The following is a 15,206-nucleotide window of genomic DNA, read 5'->3' as shown; positions in this document are numbered from 1 at the left end:
CCGCTGTCATGCGGATAGACCCTACCGCGACCTCCATGCCTGCGTGCGTTTCAGCACCCCTCTCGACACTAGCAAGTGAATGACCCGGGCCGCTGCATTGGTGTAGAAGATCATCATTCCCATCGCCGCAGCCGGGGCGATGTCGCCCGCGTCATCCATGTTCAGAACCGCGATCGACGCAAGCGACGTCTTGGGAGAATAAAGGAACACCACCGCCGAGACCGTCGTCATCGCGTTGACGAAAAGATAGATCGAAATGTCCAGGATAGCGGGCAAACAGACGGGTACGGTCACCCGTCCGAAGAGTTTCAGCGTCGGCTGTTTCAACGACGCCGAGACGCTTTCGAATTCCCGGTCCATCTGCTTGAGTGCGGTGACCGCCGTCAGGTGCGACACCGTGTAGAAGTGCGTCACCGTACAGACCACCAGGATCGCCATCGTCCCGTAAATCACGTTGAGCGGATTGGCGGGGTTGTTGAAGAAGAAGATGTAAGCCAGCCCAAGCACCATGCCGGGGATTGCCATCGGCAACATCGCGAACATCTGGAACAGAGCCCTGCCCGTCCGGAACCCGTTGGATTTCTCGACCAGATAGGCCCCGAAGAAGACCACGCAGGTACCTGCCACAGCGGTGAAAAGCCCCAGCTTGATCGAGTTGAAGTAAGAGGCCCAGCCACCGCCATCCATGCGGTCGAAGTCGTAATTGGTCAGGCTGAAGCTCAGGTCATAGGGCCAGAACTTGATGAGCGCCGCGAACTGGCAAACGGCCAGGATACCGACGATGAAAAAGGCCACCAGCAGACAATAGATCAGGAAGATCCGGTCTGTTTTGGCGTTGGGGCTGGGTTGGTACGGGACCGAGCGGGCCGACAGCAAAGCGACCTGTTTCGATTGCACCAGCCGGTCGATGGCAAAGGCAAAGATCGCGGGAATCACCAGCACGACCGACACCACTGCGCCCATCTCGAAATTCTGCTGGCCGATCACCTGCTTATAGATATCGACCGCCAGCACGTTGAACTGCCCGCCGATCACCTTGGGCAAGCCGAAATCGGTAATGACCAGGTTGAAAACCACGAACGCCGCCGAGATCAGGCCATAGCGTGCGCCCGGAATTGTCACGGTCCAGAAAGTCCGCCATGGGGTCGACCGCAGGCTGGCCGCCGCCTCGTAAAGCCGCCCGTCCGATATGGCCAAGGCCGTTGAGATGATGATGAACGCGTGCGGGAAGGTGAAGAATACCGATCCGATCACGATACCGATGGGGCCATAGATACTGGCACCGAACAGCAGCTCCTTGATCATGCCCTGATTGCCGAAGAGGTACACGAGCGCGATCCCCGGCAGCAGGGATGGCACAAGGATCGGCGCCATCGCGACCAACCGGAAGAACCCCTTGAAGCGCATGCAACTGCGGTTGAGCGCATAGGCAAACCAGAAGGCCAGCGTGACGGTGACCACCGTGCTGATGACTGCAATCACCAGCGAGTTCTTAATCGAGTTAAACAGCGCGGGCGTCGAGAAATAGCTCACGAAGTTCCCGAGCCCCGTCGCCTTTTCCGGGCGCAACTGCACCCGGCGAAAGGTGTTGCTGTCCAACTCCAGCCAATCGGTGCCGGTCTTCAACTCGGAACCAACCAGAAAACGTCCCGTCTCGCTGGTGTTCCGGATCTGGTACATGACCGGGCTGCGGAAGCTGAAATCGGGAAAGAACTGCGTCAGCCCCATGCGGCTGTCGGACCCGGCGATCAGGTCAGTCTCGCTCAGGACCTGCATCTTGTCGTTCAGCGCCGCGGGGGTCAGGATCTCACCGCTGTAATCGCCTGCCTCATCGCTCACCTGCAGCTCATAGGCCGACAGGTTGAACGTGTAGGTCGAAAAACTCTTGGACAGCATCGCCCACAGCGGAAAGACCAGCGTGGCGATCAGGTAAAGCGCGATCACCACCATGCCCAACCGCATGATCACGTCATCGCGGCTCAGCTTGCCCTTGATGATCGGCCCCTCGGGCAGTTTGTCGGCGCTGATATCGCTCATGCCGCCTCTCCTGCCGGGGCGAAGGCCATCAACCGCCCTTCGGGCAGTTCGATTGTCATCGACTTGCCTTCCGCCAGATCAAGACGGCGCACCGCGTTGATCGAGAAATCGGCAATCAACTCGCTGTCGCCAAAAATCTCGTGCTGCAGGCGGCACCGCCAGAAAGACCCAAGGAATTCCATCTCGGCCACAGTTACCTCAAAGGCGTTTTCGGGGGTTTCGATCTCGTCCGGCGCCCCGGGCGACCGCGCGCCATCCCCGTGGGGGATCACGTCTTCAGGGCGGATCGCCGCCACGATTGCGGAACCGGCGCCAAACCCGTGCTGCTGACTTTTCAAGGTCGATCCGCCAATCACCACTTCGCCCTCGGCGCCGGCACTGGCAGGTATCTGGTTCATTTCCCCGATGAAATCGGCCACGAACAAGCTGGCAGGCTGTCGATAGACCTCCGTCGGTGTCCCCACCTGTTCGATCACACCGTGGTTCATGACCACGATCCGGTCCGCCATGGCCAGCGCCTCTTCCTGGTCGTGGGTCACCATCACGGTTGTCACACCCAGCTTGCGCTGCAACTCCTTGATCTCGTGGCGGAGATGGACGCGAACCTTGGCATCCAGCGCCGAAAGTGGCTCGTCCAGAAGCAACAGGCCGGGATTGGTGGCAATGGCACGGGCCAGCGCGATCCGTTGTTGCTGCCCCCCGGACAATTGCGCAGGGTACTTCGCTCCCTGGTCCGGCAGACCCACCAGGGCCAGCAACTCCGCCACGCGCACGGCAATTTCGGATTTGCTGCGCCCGGTGTTTTCCAGGCCAAAGGCGATGTTCTTTTCAATCGTCAGGTTCGGAAACAGCGCATAGGACTGGAAAACGATGCCGAAATCACGCTCCGATGGCGGCAGGTTCGATACATCCTTGCCGCCCTGCATGACCGTGCCCTTGGTCTGCAGGTCAAGGCCCGCGATGGCGCGCAGAAGCGTTGTTTTGCCACAGCCGGAGGGTCCGAGGAAACACACGAATTCTCTTTCGTCGATTTCCAGTGAGATATCCTTGAGCGCCAGGAAATCGCCAAAGGCTTTCCAAAGGTTGTCAATGCTCAGATATGTTTGCAGGGGGGCGGCTGCCTCAGTCACGGGGCGCATCCTTGTCATCAGGGTGTCAGTAGAATTCGAGCGCGGGGTGGCTGTCTCCCCGCAGAAAAAAGGAGGGCCCGCGGGCCCTCCCAAGTCCAGAGGAAATTCAGTTTTTCGGTTCCGATTTCCCGTCGTAGCGGCTCTGCCATTCCTTGAGGATCGCCGCGCGGTTGTTGGCCGCGAACTCGAAATCGTTGTCGATCATCGCATCCAGCAGGCCTTCGGGGAAATGCTCGACCGGTTTGGCGACGCCCGGCATGGCGACAACCGCATAGCCCGAGTTGTACATTTCGTTGGCTTCGCGGGTGACCGTGAAATCAACCAGCTTCTGGGCCGCTTCCAGATCATCCGTGCCCGCAACAATCGCGGTCGCTTCCATGTCCCAACCGACACCTTCGCTCGGCACGATGATCTCAAGCGGGGCGCCAGCCGCCTTGGACTTGGCACCGCGGAAGGCGAATGAAATGCCGATCGGAATTTCACCGGCCGCGGCGAGTTTGCAAGGCTTGGAGCCGGAATGGGTATAGCGCGCGATGTTCTCGTGCAGCGCGTCCATGAAGTTCCAGCCGTCTTCTTCCCCGAACATCTGCAGCCAGCTTGACACGTCAAGGAAACCCGTCCCCGACGAGTTGGGATTAGGCATGATCACATGGCCCTGATACTGCGCATCGGTCAGGTCTTTCCAAGATGTCGGCGGCGTCAGGCCGTTCTTCTCGGCCTCGACGGTGTTGTAGCAAACCGCGGCCACCCAGGCGTCCATCCCAACCCAGCTAGGCGGGTCGCCCGCATCGACAAATTTCGGATCGAGTTTATCGACGCCCTCTGGCGCATATGCCTCCAGCATGCCTTCTGATTTGAGCAGCAACAGCGATGTTGCGGCCAATCCCCAGATCACGTCCGCCTGCGGGTTGTCGCGCTCAGCCAGCAGCTTGGCGGTGATGATGCCGGTGGAATCGCGCACCCAGTTGATGGTGATGTCGGGATGCACTTCATTGAAGGCCTCGGCATAGCGCGCCAGATCTTCGGCCTCAACGGCGGTGTAAACCGTAAGCTCAGTCTCCGCCGCTGCGACGGTCGCGAAGACCGAAAATGCAGCAGATGCAATTAATTTGGTTGTGGTTTTCATGTTTCCTCCTCTGTCGGTCGATTTAGCCGAACGATTGTTGATTTTGCCCGCTTACGACCTGCCCGTCAGAGTGGCAGAAAGGCAGGAAGCGGAAAAATCGATAATACTTACATTATGATAAGAAAAAATTATATTGATAGGTTTCAGCAGGGATTGGGTGGTAAACGAGACACTAGAAGCAGGCACTGTAAGTTGGGCGGCGGCGTCAATCACAACTCCTGTGACGGACCTCCGAACCGGATGCCGCCGTATTGACGAAGTCTACGCGTTGTTGGTCTCGTGGTCATCAGGCAATCTACCACGTTGCCTGACGCACCAAAGGTCCAAGTTGCACGAACTGCGACACAGCACCCTGTTCGCGCGCCGAGTTCATTATTCGACCGTCTTTTCAGTTCTGCTTTCCCAATCGACTTCGCGGCGACGCCGCACCGAGTTCGGCTGCCTCAAGGCGACGCTCGATTTCAAGCTTCGCGCGTCTTAATGCGGCTTCTTCGATGGACGCTTTGTGACGGGCGCACATATCGATCAAATCATCCAGGACCAAATCAACGGTGATGCGCGCAGAATGGCGCTTCCTGTCAAAATCGCTCACGCTCGAAATACCTTGATGATGGAATGGAGGCGTGGTGGAGCACGGTGCACTCCACCACTGATTTACGATGCACTTTCGACTGCCTCACCCGCAGCTTCGAAGTGATCCCGCGACGTATCGAGGCCAATCTGAAGCAGGGCCAAGCCAGCAAAGACAAAGTTGACCCCGACGATGACGCCGATGACGATCAGCGAAGAGCCGTTGGCCAATCCTGCAAGAACCATGATCGCGAGCAGGATTGACATTGCGCCTGATGCAATCATCAAACCCCAGCGATTATTGGGCCGCATCCGAACACCCAAAACGATGCGCAAGACGCCCTCCACCAGGAAGATCACGCCCAGCATCACGGTCAAGGCCAGTACGCCGCCCAGCGGGTTTGCCATGAACGCCATACCAGCAATGACATGCAGGCCGCCAATCAACAGCGCCCAGAGAAACCCGTTCCAGGCCTTTTCCATGAACGCATGCACCATCGTCACCAGGCCCAATGTCAGGAACAGGCTACCGACGAAGGTTTCAATCGCGAGCGTCGAGGCGAGAGGAAAGGCGATGGCCACAAATCCGATCAAGAGTGTGGCGATCCCCAGCGCGATCAACCACTTGGGATTGGGCCGACCATGAGCTTTCGACCCCGGCCGGCTTTCATCTTTCATAGTTTCATCAGCTTGTTGCATCTGTGATCCCTCCCCTATTGCGCATAGCGGAAGGGTGGCATCGCCGTCAGAGCATCCTTGCTCGCGCCTGACAGGATGACGTCATCGGTCGGGCCGGGTTTGAACAGATCCGCCGGTACGGCGACCCATTTCGATCCAAGACCCAGAAAGCCACCGACTTCGACGATGGCGAGGCTGACCTCACCTTCGGCCCCGACAATCAGGTCATGAACTGTCCCGATCGACTGAGCCTTGTCATTGTGGACGGTCGCGCCAATCAACTTGTTCGCGCTGTAGCCGGTGCTGGCCACGGTCGCGATGTTGACCTCGACGCCCAACACGGTTTCACCGACAACCGGCGCCGTATCCTTGGCCTTGGGGGGCCGTCGCGCCAAGGGCGATGGCCACCGTGAGTGTAGCGATACGAAACATTGGACTTTCTCCCTTTCGGTTGCAGCTCAGGCGCTGACCGTGTTCTCCAGATGATCGCGATAGGCGGCGACCGCGGCATGCAGGGCATCCCAGTGCCGTTTCGCATGGTCATGAGCCTCACTCACGGCGTCTTCACCCTCTTGTTCAACCCGTTCAGCCAGGGCAGTCACCTTGTCACGCGCCTCGGTCAGGTCGGCTTTCAGCTTGGCGGCCTGATCCTTGGTCCAGGCATCGGCCTTGTCACCGGCATCCTTGGCCTTCTGTTCCAATGCCTTCAGGTCCGCATCGACGCGGTCATAGTCATCTTTTGCCTTTTGCAGGAAATCGGAAAACGTGCTCATTTCTAGATCCTTTCGTGATATGTTTGCGTTTGGGGCCAGTTTTCTGGGCCTTGCCCCGATAGTCGCAGAGACGTTGGGCGGGCATCAGTGAGTCACAGTGAAGAACACTGATAGATCTTTGATTTTGGAGGAAAGTTTGCCGGCAAAACTGACCAGCATCATGGATCGGCAAGTAATCGAGGAGCAGCTGAACCGCGTGCTCGGCAGCCCTCATTTCTCGGAAACCACCCGCATGAAACGGTTTCTGTCCCATGTGGTCAACGAGGCCCTGGCCGGGCGTTCGGATGCGTTGAAAGGGTATGCCCTAGGCGTTGATGTCTTCGACAAACCCGACGATTTCGACCCCACGCTGGATACGATCGTGCGGGTTCAGGCCAACAAGCTCAGGTCGCGCCTCGATCTCTATTACGGTCAGGAAGGGCGTGCCGATCCGGTACGCATCTTGATCCCCAAGGGCAGCTACGCACCGGTCTTTGAGCTTGCTTTCGATCCGGATGCCGCCGATGCCACCACGCCCGCCGACCCGCCGGACCCGCGCACGTCGCTGGCCGTCATGCCCTTCGACAACCTCAGCGGCGATCCGGGACAGGAATATCTTGCCGATGGCCTGACGGAGGAGATCATCGCCGCCCTGTCGCGTTTTCGAGAGATACGGGTGCTGTCCCGCCACGTGACCTACCGCTATCGTGGAGCGGGCCGTGATCCGCGCGAGGTTGGCGCAGACCTTAACGTCACATACCTGGTCGAAGGCAGCATCCGCCATTGGGATGAGAATTTGCGGGTGACGGCACAACTCATAAAGGCGGCGACGGGTGAGCAGATCTTGTCAGACGCCTATGATCGCGACCTGAGCGCGCTGAGCCTTTTTGAGGTGCAGGAGGATATCGCGGCACATGTGGCGGCCGAGATCGCCGAACCTCATGGGTTCATCCATCGGACGGGCCCCCGGCCCCGCGATGCCGAAACCCAGGCATTGGATGCCTATCAATGCCGATTGCTTGCGACGGAATACTGGCGGGAGCCATCTGCGGACCATCACAGGCATGTCCGTGATCTGCTGGAGCGCGCGACGAAGATCGACCCGAACTATGCCGGTGCCTGGGGTATGCTCGCCATCATCTATGGGGACGAGGTTCGGGGCGGCTATAACTACCGCAAGGACCCGCCACCTTTTGAACGCGCTTTGGCCGCTGCGGAACGATCTGTGGCGATCGACCCTCTGAATGCCACCGGCCTGCATGCCTTGTTCCTGACCCGCTTTCATCTCGGCGACTTTACGGGGTTCGAGGCGGCAGCAGACATGGCGATCAGAGCAAACCCAAACTACCCCGACATGCTGGCCGACCTGTCGATCTGTTGTGCAATGCGCGGCGACCTGACGGCGGCCCGTTCTCACATCGAACGTGCGGTTACCCTTTGTCCTGACCCGCCTGGTTGGTACCATGCCAGCACCTGCGTCATCGCGTTCATGGATGGTAATTTTGAAGAAGCCCTCCGCTCGGCCCAACAGATCGGCCAAGCCTATTGGAACGGTGCCGAGCTTTTCGAGTTGATGTGTCTTGGCCAACTGGGTCGCGGGGCAGAAGCGTCGGCTATTGCCGCGGCATTCAGGGACCGCGTGCCGGATATCGACAAGTACCTTTCGACAATATTTGCAATCTGGCAGGTCCCGGCCGGATTGGCAGGGCAGATCCGGGAGGGGCTGCACCGTTGTGGCGTGCGCAGCGAAAGCCGGGACACTGTAGCGATCCGATAACGGTGACTCACTGTTGTTCTTTTCCATAGGCCTGTAGCGATGGCCCAAACGGAAACTGGTGGGGTTCAGCCATGCTATCAACGGCACAGCGCATCGACATTCTCAAAATCGCGGTTGATCTGGCAAAGACGGCCCGAGCGGATCAGCCTGAACAAGAGAGCCAACTGAGTGTGCAGGCGCTTGAAATCTACCGTTCGCTGAAGGCGGAAATCGAAAAAGCAAACTTGCTCGAAGATGCGGACATGTCGGATGTGAAAACCGCGTTAAATCTGGCGTCGAGCATAGACGGTCTTATCGAGTAGTCTGAATTTTCTGCACGGCGGACATGGCCGTGCATCTGATCCCTGACGTGATCCGTCCCGGGGTACCAACCCGTGATTTGCGAGGATGCCGACAGGTTCGGCATGCTTTGCCACTTCTGACTGGCGCTTGGAAAATCCGCAGCGTAGCTTTCGCCACAGCGCCCAAGCGGGCGGCATCATCTTTTGCGGAGAACCACATGTCCTCGACGCCTGACATTTTGATCCTCAACGGCTCGCTTTGCACGTTCAACGGCACCACAACACCCGCGGACGCATTGGCAATCACCGGCAACCGGATTTCGGCCGTTGGACGCGCCACCGATCTGCGCGGGCTGGCCGGTCCCGCCACGCGGATCCTCGATGCGGCGGGCGGGACGGTGCTTCCGGGCTTTATCGACAGTCATGTGCATCTCTTCGGGGGCGCGGCCGAGCTCGACATGCTGGACCTGATGGGCCTGCGCGGGCTTGACCGGTTGACCGATGCCGTCCGGGCCTATGCGGCCGGACGTCCTGACGATTCGCTCATCATGGGTGTCGCGGCCCACTACGATATCCTCGCACCCGGTGAGGCCGCCACACGCCATGACCTCGACAAGGTGCTCCCGGACCGGCCCCTGGCGCTGATGACCTCGGACCACCACACGGTTTTTGCCAACACCGCCGCGCTTGAGCAGGCGGGCATCCTGCATGGTGGCAGCGTCCCCGAGGGCAGTGAGATTGTCATGGGGCCGGATGGTACGGCGACAGGGCAACTCAATGAGACCGGCGCCTTTGGCCCGGTGCTGAAGCTCTCGGTTCTTGGTGGCCGTGACCTGTTGGGCTACGTGACCGGCGCCGACCCCGAGCCACCCGCCAGCGCCGAAGAACGCGCCCATGACAAGGAGGTCATCCTGCGCGGCCTGAAACATTGCGCGACGCACGGCATCACCGGGCTGCACAACATGGATGGCAACTTCTATCAGCTCGAACTCCTGAGCGAGCTGGAGCAGGAAGGCCGTCTGCCGATGCGGGTGCAGGTGCCGATGCACCTGAAGAATTACGACCCTCTCGACCGGCTCAACGAAGCCGATGAGATGCGGCGGCGTTTCAACAGCGACAAGGTCTATTCCGGACGGGTCAAGATGTTCATGGACGGGGTCCTCGACAGCTATACCGCCTTCATGCTGGCCCCCTACCCCGGCAATCCCGATACCATCGGCGATGCGGTTTTTGATCCCGATCATTTCAACGCGGCCTGCATCCGCGCCGATGCGATGGGCCTGCAGATCAGTGTTCATGCCATCGGTGACGCCGCCGTGCGCCGGACGCTCGATGGCTATGAAGCGGCACAAAAGGCCAACGGCGTCCGCGACAGCCGCCACCGCATAGAACATATCGAGGTGATTGATCCCGCCGACCTGCCCCGCGTGGCCGCCCTTGGCGTTGTGGCGTCGTTGCAGCCGATGCATTCCCCCGCAGGCGGGCTTTTTGATCCCTACCCGCCCGGCGATATCCTGACCGCCGATCAGATTTCCCAGGCCTTCGCTTGGCGGGCCCTGCGCGACAGCGGCGCGCGCATCTGCTTTTCGACCGACTGGCCGGTGGTCCCGGTCGACGTGATGCCCTCGGTCGCGGCGGCGGTGCATGGCACCCCTCTGCCATCGCCCTGGCAGGACAATCGCCAGGGGCTGCGTGAAACGCTGGCCTCCTACACCTATGATAATGCCTGGGTCGAGTTCAGCGAGGATCGCAAGGGGATGCTCAAGGAAGGCTACCTGGCCGATATCGCCATCATGGACCGCGATCTGTTCGATACCCCAACCGAAGAACTCGCGCAGGCGCAAGCCGTCACCACGATCTGCGACGGAGAGATCACCTTCGGCGAAGGCTAAGCCGCTTTCCGACCGCTCAGGCCCCGGCGATCACGAAGTCGAACCTCTCTTCCATGGCCGCGATCACGTCCGTGTCGTGGAGGTCCGTCACGATGGTCGGGCGGGTTTTGAGCGGCGGCAGGGTCAACCCGTCACTCGCCGGCTGGGCGGCAAACTTGCTGCTGTCGATGGCAAAGATGGTCCGTGCGGCAATCCCCGCCATCGCGATGGCGATATCCATCTCGCATTGCTCGGCCACCTCGATGCCCCGCGCCGGATCAACCTGCCCCGCGGTCAGGATGGCGGCGTCCACCTGCATCCGCTCGATCACCTCGAAGGCGGTGCGGTCAAATGAGGCGCCGTCATAATCACGCAGTTGCGTGCCCGCCATGAACACCCGGTTGCCCCGGATCAGCGCCAGCGTGCTGGCGATGTAGGCCGAGTTGGTCACCACGGTCAGGTTTTGACGACGCTGCAACGCCTGCGCCACGAAGGCCGCGGTCGATCCGGTATCAATGGCCAGCGACGCCCCGTCCGGGATCATCTGCGCAATACACTCTGCGATCTTCGCCTTGGCGGCGCGGTTCTGCTCCATCCGCTCGGCAAAGGGCGCAGTCAACGGATTGCCCACGGCCCGGATCGCCCCGTGCAGCTTCTCGATCCGGCCCTGATCGACCAGGGGCTTGATGATCCGCCGGATGGTCTGATCCGTCACGTTCAGCATTGCCGCCAGATCATTGATCGACACGGTGCCGTGCAGCGCCACGATATTCGCGATTTCCTGATCGTATTTGCCCGTCATTCCATCAGGTTAGCAGATATTGCGACACAAATCGACAAAAAATGTTGTTTTATGTCCAAATCCAGGCAAAATGAATCGCAGGATCATCGCCGGGGGGATGTATGACCACACAATATGCAAAGCACCTGATCATCGGGGGCGGCATCATCGGATGTTCAACCGCCTATCATCTGGCCAAGAACGGCGAGACCGATGTGGTCCTTGTGGAGAAGGCTTCACTGACCGAAGGGGCCACCTGGCACGCGGCGGGCCTTGTCGGGCAGCTCCGATCCTCGCGCAACACCACGCGGATGCTCAAACGCTCCGTCGCGATGTATGACACGCTTGAGGCCGAGACCGGACAGGCGTTCGACTGGAAGAAAGTCGGCTCGCTCAGGCTGGCCGCGACCAAGGAGCGCCTGCTCGAAGCACAGCGTTTGACCACCATGGCGCGGAGTTTCGATCTGGAAATGTCGATGATAACGGCCGAAGAAGCCAAGGACATCTTCCCCTATATCGACGCGACCGGCCTTGAGGGCGCAGCGTTCATCCCGTCGGACGGTCATGTGGACCCCGCCAGCCTGTGTCAGACCATCGCCACCGCCGCGCGCAACCTTGGCGTCGATATCCGGCAGGGCGTCAAGGTTGAGGATTTCGAGGTGCGCGATGGCGAGATCACCCGCGTTCTCACCGATCATGGCGATTACCACGCCGATACGGTCATCCTGGCCGCGGGGATGTGGAGCCGCGAACTGGGCGCCAAGCTGGGCCTGCACGTACCAGCCTGCGCGGTCGAGCATCAGTATATCGTGACCGAACCCCTGCCCGAGCCTGACGTGGTCAAGGTGCTGCCCACCCTGCGCGACCCCGAAAGGCTGGTCTATTACAAGCCCGATGCGGGCGGGCGGCTTGTTGTGGGTGGCTACGAGGATGACACCTTGCCCTTCGGTGACCGCGGCATTCCAGGCGAATTCGTGCGGCAGCTTCTGCCAGACAACATGGACCGTTTCGCACCGCTTGCCGAACTGGCGGCGCAGGTGACGCCAGTGCTGAACGAGGTCGGCGTGCGGCAGGTCATCAATGGCCCGATCCCCTATTCCGCCGATGGTGATTTCGTCATGGGCTGGGCGCCGGGCTTCGACAACCTGATGATGGCGACCGGGTTCCTTTACGGGATCGCCGCAGGTGGTGGCGCGGGCGAGATGATCGCCGAATGGATCATCGAAGGGCGCCCATCGCTCGACCTCTGGCCGCTGGATGTGCGCCGGTTCGGGCCGCATCACGGCACCCGCGCCTTCATGTACCCCCGCGCGGTCGAGCATTACGCCCATCACTACAAGATGCGCTATCCCGGACAGGAGCATGAAACAGTCCGCGGCCTGCGCCGCTCCCCGCTCTACGAGATCCTAAAAGAACGTGGGGCAGTCTATGGGTCCAAGAACGGATGGGAACGGCCGCTCTGGTTCGCCCCCGAGGGTGTCGAGCCTGTGGATCAGCTCGATTTTCTCAACCCCGGATGGCATGCCTATGCCGCCGAAGAACATCGCGCCGTGCGTGAAGGCGTGGCCCTGATCGACCAATCGAGCTTCGCCAAGTTCGAATTGATCGGCCCCGCCGCGCTGGAGGTATTGCAACATCTCGCTGCCTGCGACATGGACAAGCCCGTGGGGTCCGTCCTCTATGCGCAGATGTGCAACGCCAAAGGCGGGATCGAGGCGGATCTGACCATCACGCGGTTGGCGGAAAACCACTTCTATATCGTCACCGGTGCGGGGTTCGGCACCCATGATGCCGACTGGATCCGCCGCCACCTGCCCGATGACGGCGGCACCCATCTGATCGAGGTGACCTCGGGCTTTGCGGTCATCAACCTCTGCGGGCCCCGCGCACGGAACGTATTGCAGGCTGCCGCCGAGCAGGACGTTTCGAACAACGCATTCCCCTTTGCGACGTCGCGCAACATCACCGTCGGCGCGGCCCCGGTACGCGCCATTCGCATTGGGTTCGTGGGGGAACTCGGCTGGGAATTGCATGTGCCGACGGAATTCGGGGCACATGTTTACGAAACGCTGCGGGCGGCCGGGCAGCCGCACGGCATCCGCGATGTGGGCTACCGCGCGATAGACACGCTGCGCCTGGAGAAGGGCTACCTCTACTGGTCGGGCGATATCTCGCCGGATTATACGCCGATCGAAGCGGGCCTGGGGTTCCGCGTTCACCTGAAGAGCGGCGGCAACTTCATCGGGCGCGAGGCACTGTCGGAGCAAAAGGCAAACGGGCCGGATCGGCGGATCTCTACCTTCGTGACCGACACCAAACTACCGCTTTATGGCGGGGAGACGATCATCCATGACGGGCAGACGGTCTCTCTCGCCACCTCGGCGGGCTTTGGTCACTCGGTGGGCCAGACGATCCTCTACGGGTATCTCGACAAGGCGCTTTGGGCGCGAACCGATTTCGAGGTCGAGGTCTTCGGCACCCGCCACCCGGTCCGGCGCATCGACGGTCCGGTCTATGACCCGGACAACACCCGGCTCAAATCCTGAAAGGAGGCACATCATCATGTCTGAACATACGCAACGGGTCATGGCGCAACTCAGGAACCTCCCCTCCCACGCCTCGCTGGACGAAGCGGCATGCGAGATCACCCGGCTTGGCGGATTAACCAACCTCGTTTTTCGGGTGGACAGCGCCGATGACAGCGTGATCGTGCGCATCCCTGGCGACGGCACCGAGGAGTATATCGACCGCGCGATCGAGCTTGCCAATGCCGAGGCGGCGCACCGCGCGGGGGTCTCTCCCGAAGTGCTCTGGGCCGATGCGGCAACCGGCGTGATGATCACCCGAACCGTGCCGGATATCACGACGATGACACCGGCCAATTTCAAATCCATCGACGGCGCCGCAGGCCGCGCAGGCGCCGCCCTGGCACAGCTCCATGGCTCCGGCGAAACCTTCCAGTTCCGGTTCGAACTCTTTGCGATGATCGACGAATACCTCAAGGTGCTGTCGACCCGCGACGTCTCCCTGCCGGAGGGCTACCATGATGTGGTCAAAGCGGCCGAACCGATCAAATCGGCCCTGATGGCCAACCCCGCGCCGCTCGCGCCTTGTCATTGCGATCCTCTGTCCGAGAACTTCCTTGATGACGGCAGGACGATGTGGATTGTCGATTGGGAGTATTCGGGCATGAACGATCCGCTTTGGGACGTGGGCGACCTGTCGGTCGAGGCGGAAATGGACGCGGGCCAGGAAGCGGAACTGCTTGCCGGGTATTTTGGCCGCGACCCGACCGCCGAGGAAATGGGGCGCGTCGTCATCTACAAGGCGATGTGCGATCTTCTCTGGACGCTCTGGGGGCTGATCCAGCATGCCGATGGCAACACGGCCGAGGATTTCTGGGCCTATGCGACCGGCCGGTTCGACCGGTGCCGCAAATTGATGAACAGAGCCGATTTCGATGCCCATGTTGCCGCGGTCGCTGCGCGGTGAGGATGACGTTTCATCGTCAAAGCAGCACCTTGACGTTTGGTTAGGCGACGCCGTACAAACATCGGTTCAGCCGCCCGCAGATCGTTCAAATTAGATGTATTTTCCACGGTTTTGCGGCCGCGAAAACCGGGAATTAAACAGCTCCTTAAACGGATCGGGAGTAGCTTGCAGCAGGTTTAATCAACGAGCAGGCTGCGCCATGAAAATTCCCGTATTCTCCGCCCTTTCGGCAGTTCTCCTTTCCACCAAAATCCTGTGGGCCGATCCGATCACGCCCGTTGATCTTGCGCCCATCAGCCACACTGATGCCACCCTTGTGGTGGTTGGTGCGGATGGGAGCGAAACCGCCTATTCGCCGTCGCAACTCGAAGAGTTTCCGACCTACAGCCTGACAACGGCAACCCCGTGGCGCGACGCTCCCGCGCGGTTTGAAGGCGTGTTGCTGGCTGATGTGCTGGCCGCCCACGGCATTCGTGAGGCTGACGCGATCTCGGTCAGGGCGGAAAATGACTACAGCACCGTCATCCCGCGGGTCATCTGGGATAGCCTCGATGTTCTGGTGGCGACCCGCGTCAACGGCAAGCCGCATACCCGCCGCGCCCGTGGCCCGATCCAGTTCATTATCGACATGGATGCCTATACCGCGTCGGGTGACACGACGGAATCCAACCTCGTCTGGATGGCAGCACGTATTTCGGCGGAGCAGTAACT

Annotated in this window: 14 protein-coding genes; 6 read left to right on the top strand and 8 right to left on the bottom strand. The window is 60.5% G+C overall.

Translation table 11 applies throughout. From position 1 onward, the window contains the following. Nucleotides 1-21: 21 nt before the first annotated feature. The 7 genes from RBB29_RS18010 to RBB29_RS17980 all read right to left on the bottom strand — a co-directional run bounded on the left by RBB29_RS18010 (nt 22) and on the right by RBB29_RS17980 (nt 6,314). Nucleotides 22-2,037, bottom strand: coding sequence for a putative 2-aminoethylphosphonate ABC transporter permease subunit (locus RBB29_RS18010; RefSeq protein WP_306115716.1), 2,016 nt, complete (start codon nt 2,035-2,037; stop codon nt 22-24). Continuing rightward, complete coding sequence (locus tag RBB29_RS18005) at nt 2,034-3,167, bottom strand: putative 2-aminoethylphosphonate ABC transporter ATP-binding protein (RefSeq protein WP_306115715.1); 1,134 nt, start codon at nt 3,165-3,167, stop codon at nt 2,034-2,036. The genes RBB29_RS18010 and RBB29_RS18005 overlap by 4 nt, the downstream gene beginning before the upstream one ends. 106 nt (nt 3,168-3,273) lie before the next feature. Beyond that, nucleotides 3,274-4,293 (bottom strand): putative 2-aminoethylphosphonate ABC transporter substrate-binding protein, encoded by a 1,020-nt coding sequence (locus RBB29_RS18000; RefSeq protein WP_306115714.1) that lies wholly within the window; start codon nt 4,291-4,293, stop codon nt 3,274-3,276. 388 nt (nt 4,294-4,681) lie between these two features. Next, nucleotides 4,682-4,885 (bottom strand): hypothetical protein, encoded by a 204-nt coding sequence (locus RBB29_RS17995; protein ID WP_306115713.1) that lies wholly within the window; start codon nt 4,883-4,885, stop codon nt 4,682-4,684. 62 nt (nt 4,886-4,947) lie between these two features. Then, entirely contained in the window at nt 4,948-5,562 is a 615-nt protein-coding gene (locus RBB29_RS17990; RefSeq protein ID WP_306115712.1) for an HdeD family acid-resistance protein, read from the bottom strand. A gap of 14 nt (nt 5,563-5,576) precedes the next feature. Beyond that, nucleotides 5,577-5,936, bottom strand: coding sequence for a PRC-barrel domain-containing protein (locus tag RBB29_RS17985; RefSeq protein WP_306115711.1), 360 nt, complete (start codon nt 5,934-5,936; stop codon nt 5,577-5,579). A gap of 63 nt (nt 5,937-5,999) precedes the next feature. Next, nucleotides 6,000-6,314 (bottom strand): hypothetical protein, encoded by a 315-nt coding sequence (locus tag RBB29_RS17980; RefSeq protein ID WP_306115710.1) that lies wholly within the window; start codon nt 6,312-6,314, stop codon nt 6,000-6,002. A 136-nt stretch (nt 6,315-6,450) separates the two neighbouring features. Here RBB29_RS17980 and RBB29_RS17975 point away from each other — a divergent pair, with 136 nt between their 5' ends. The 3 genes from RBB29_RS17975 (at nt 6,451) to RBB29_RS17965 (ending at nt 10,243) form a co-directional block, all read left to right on the top strand. After that, entirely contained in the window at nt 6,451-8,070 is a 1,620-nt protein-coding gene (locus tag RBB29_RS17975) for a hypothetical protein (RefSeq protein ID WP_306121196.1), read from the top strand. Nucleotides 8,071-8,141: 71 nt separating this feature from the next. Then, nucleotides 8,142-8,372, top strand: coding sequence for a hypothetical protein (locus RBB29_RS17970; protein WP_306115708.1), 231 nt, complete (start codon nt 8,142-8,144; stop codon nt 8,370-8,372). Nucleotides 8,373-8,569: 197 nt separating this feature from the next. Further along, nucleotides 8,570-10,243, top strand: coding sequence for an amidohydrolase (locus RBB29_RS17965; RefSeq protein ID WP_306115707.1), 1,674 nt, complete (start codon nt 8,570-8,572; stop codon nt 10,241-10,243). Between the two features lie 16 nt (nt 10,244-10,259). On the opposite strand, the gene RBB29_RS17960 is transcribed toward RBB29_RS17965, so the two are convergent. Continuing rightward, complete coding sequence (locus RBB29_RS17960; protein WP_306115706.1) at nt 10,260-11,024, bottom strand: DeoR/GlpR family DNA-binding transcription regulator; 765 nt, start codon at nt 11,022-11,024, stop codon at nt 10,260-10,262. A gap of 101 nt (nt 11,025-11,125) precedes the next feature. On the opposite strand from RBB29_RS17960, the gene RBB29_RS17955 reads away from it, so the two are divergent. From RBB29_RS17955 to RBB29_RS17945, 3 genes are all read left to right on the top strand, one after another. Beyond that, complete coding sequence (locus RBB29_RS17955) at nt 11,126-13,549, top strand: FAD-dependent oxidoreductase (protein WP_306115705.1); 2,424 nt, start codon at nt 11,126-11,128, stop codon at nt 13,547-13,549. A gap of 16 nt (nt 13,550-13,565) precedes the next feature. Beyond that, nucleotides 13,566-14,495, top strand: a complete 930-nt coding sequence (locus RBB29_RS17950; RefSeq protein WP_306115704.1) for a phosphotransferase — start codon at nt 13,566-13,568, stop codon at nt 14,493-14,495. A 199-nt stretch (nt 14,496-14,694) separates the two neighbouring features. After that, on the top strand, nt 14,695-15,204 hold the full coding sequence (locus RBB29_RS17945) for a molybdopterin-dependent oxidoreductase (protein WP_306115703.1): 510 nt from the start codon (nt 14,695-14,697) through the stop codon (nt 15,202-15,204). Nucleotides 15,205-15,206: the final 2 nt, after the last annotated feature.

The organism is Roseovarius sp. MMSF_3359 (assembly GCF_030733385.1).
Taxonomy (GTDB): domain Bacteria; phylum Pseudomonadota; class Alphaproteobacteria; order Rhodobacterales; family Rhodobacteraceae; genus Roseovarius.
This window is presented reverse-complemented; position numbering and strand designations above follow the sequence as displayed.

Excerpts from the sequence above, each read along its gene's own strand:
- RBB29_RS18010 (WP_306115716.1), bottom strand. The coding sequence starts at position 2,037 with ATGAGCGATATCAGCGCCGACAAACTGCCCGAGGGGCCGATCATCAAG.
- RBB29_RS18000 (WP_306115714.1), bottom strand. The coding sequence starts at position 4,293 with ATGAAAACCACAACCAAATTAATTGCATCTGCTGCATTTTCGGTCTTC.
- RBB29_RS17990 (WP_306115712.1), bottom strand. The coding sequence starts at position 5,562 with ATGCAACAAGCTGATGAAACTATGAAAGATGAAAGCCGGCCGGGGTCG.
- RBB29_RS17980 (WP_306115710.1), bottom strand. The coding sequence starts at position 6,314 with ATGAGCACGTTTTCCGATTTCCTGCAAAAGGCAAAAGATGACTATGAC.
- RBB29_RS17970 (WP_306115708.1), top strand. The coding sequence starts at position 8,142 with ATGCTATCAACGGCACAGCGCATCGACATTCTCAAAATCGCGGTTGAT.
- RBB29_RS17965 (WP_306115707.1), top strand. The coding sequence starts at position 8,570 with ATGTCCTCGACGCCTGACATTTTGATCCTCAACGGCTCGCTTTGCACG.
- RBB29_RS17960 (WP_306115706.1), bottom strand. The coding sequence starts at position 11,024 with ATGACGGGCAAATACGATCAGGAAATCGCGAATATCGTGGCGCTGCAC.
- RBB29_RS17955 (WP_306115705.1), top strand. The coding sequence starts at position 11,126 with ATGACCACACAATATGCAAAGCACCTGATCATCGGGGGCGGCATCATC.
- RBB29_RS17950 (WP_306115704.1), top strand. The coding sequence starts at position 13,566 with ATGTCTGAACATACGCAACGGGTCATGGCGCAACTCAGGAACCTCCCC.
- RBB29_RS17945 (WP_306115703.1), top strand. The coding sequence starts at position 14,695 with ATGAAAATTCCCGTATTCTCCGCCCTTTCGGCAGTTCTCCTTTCCACC.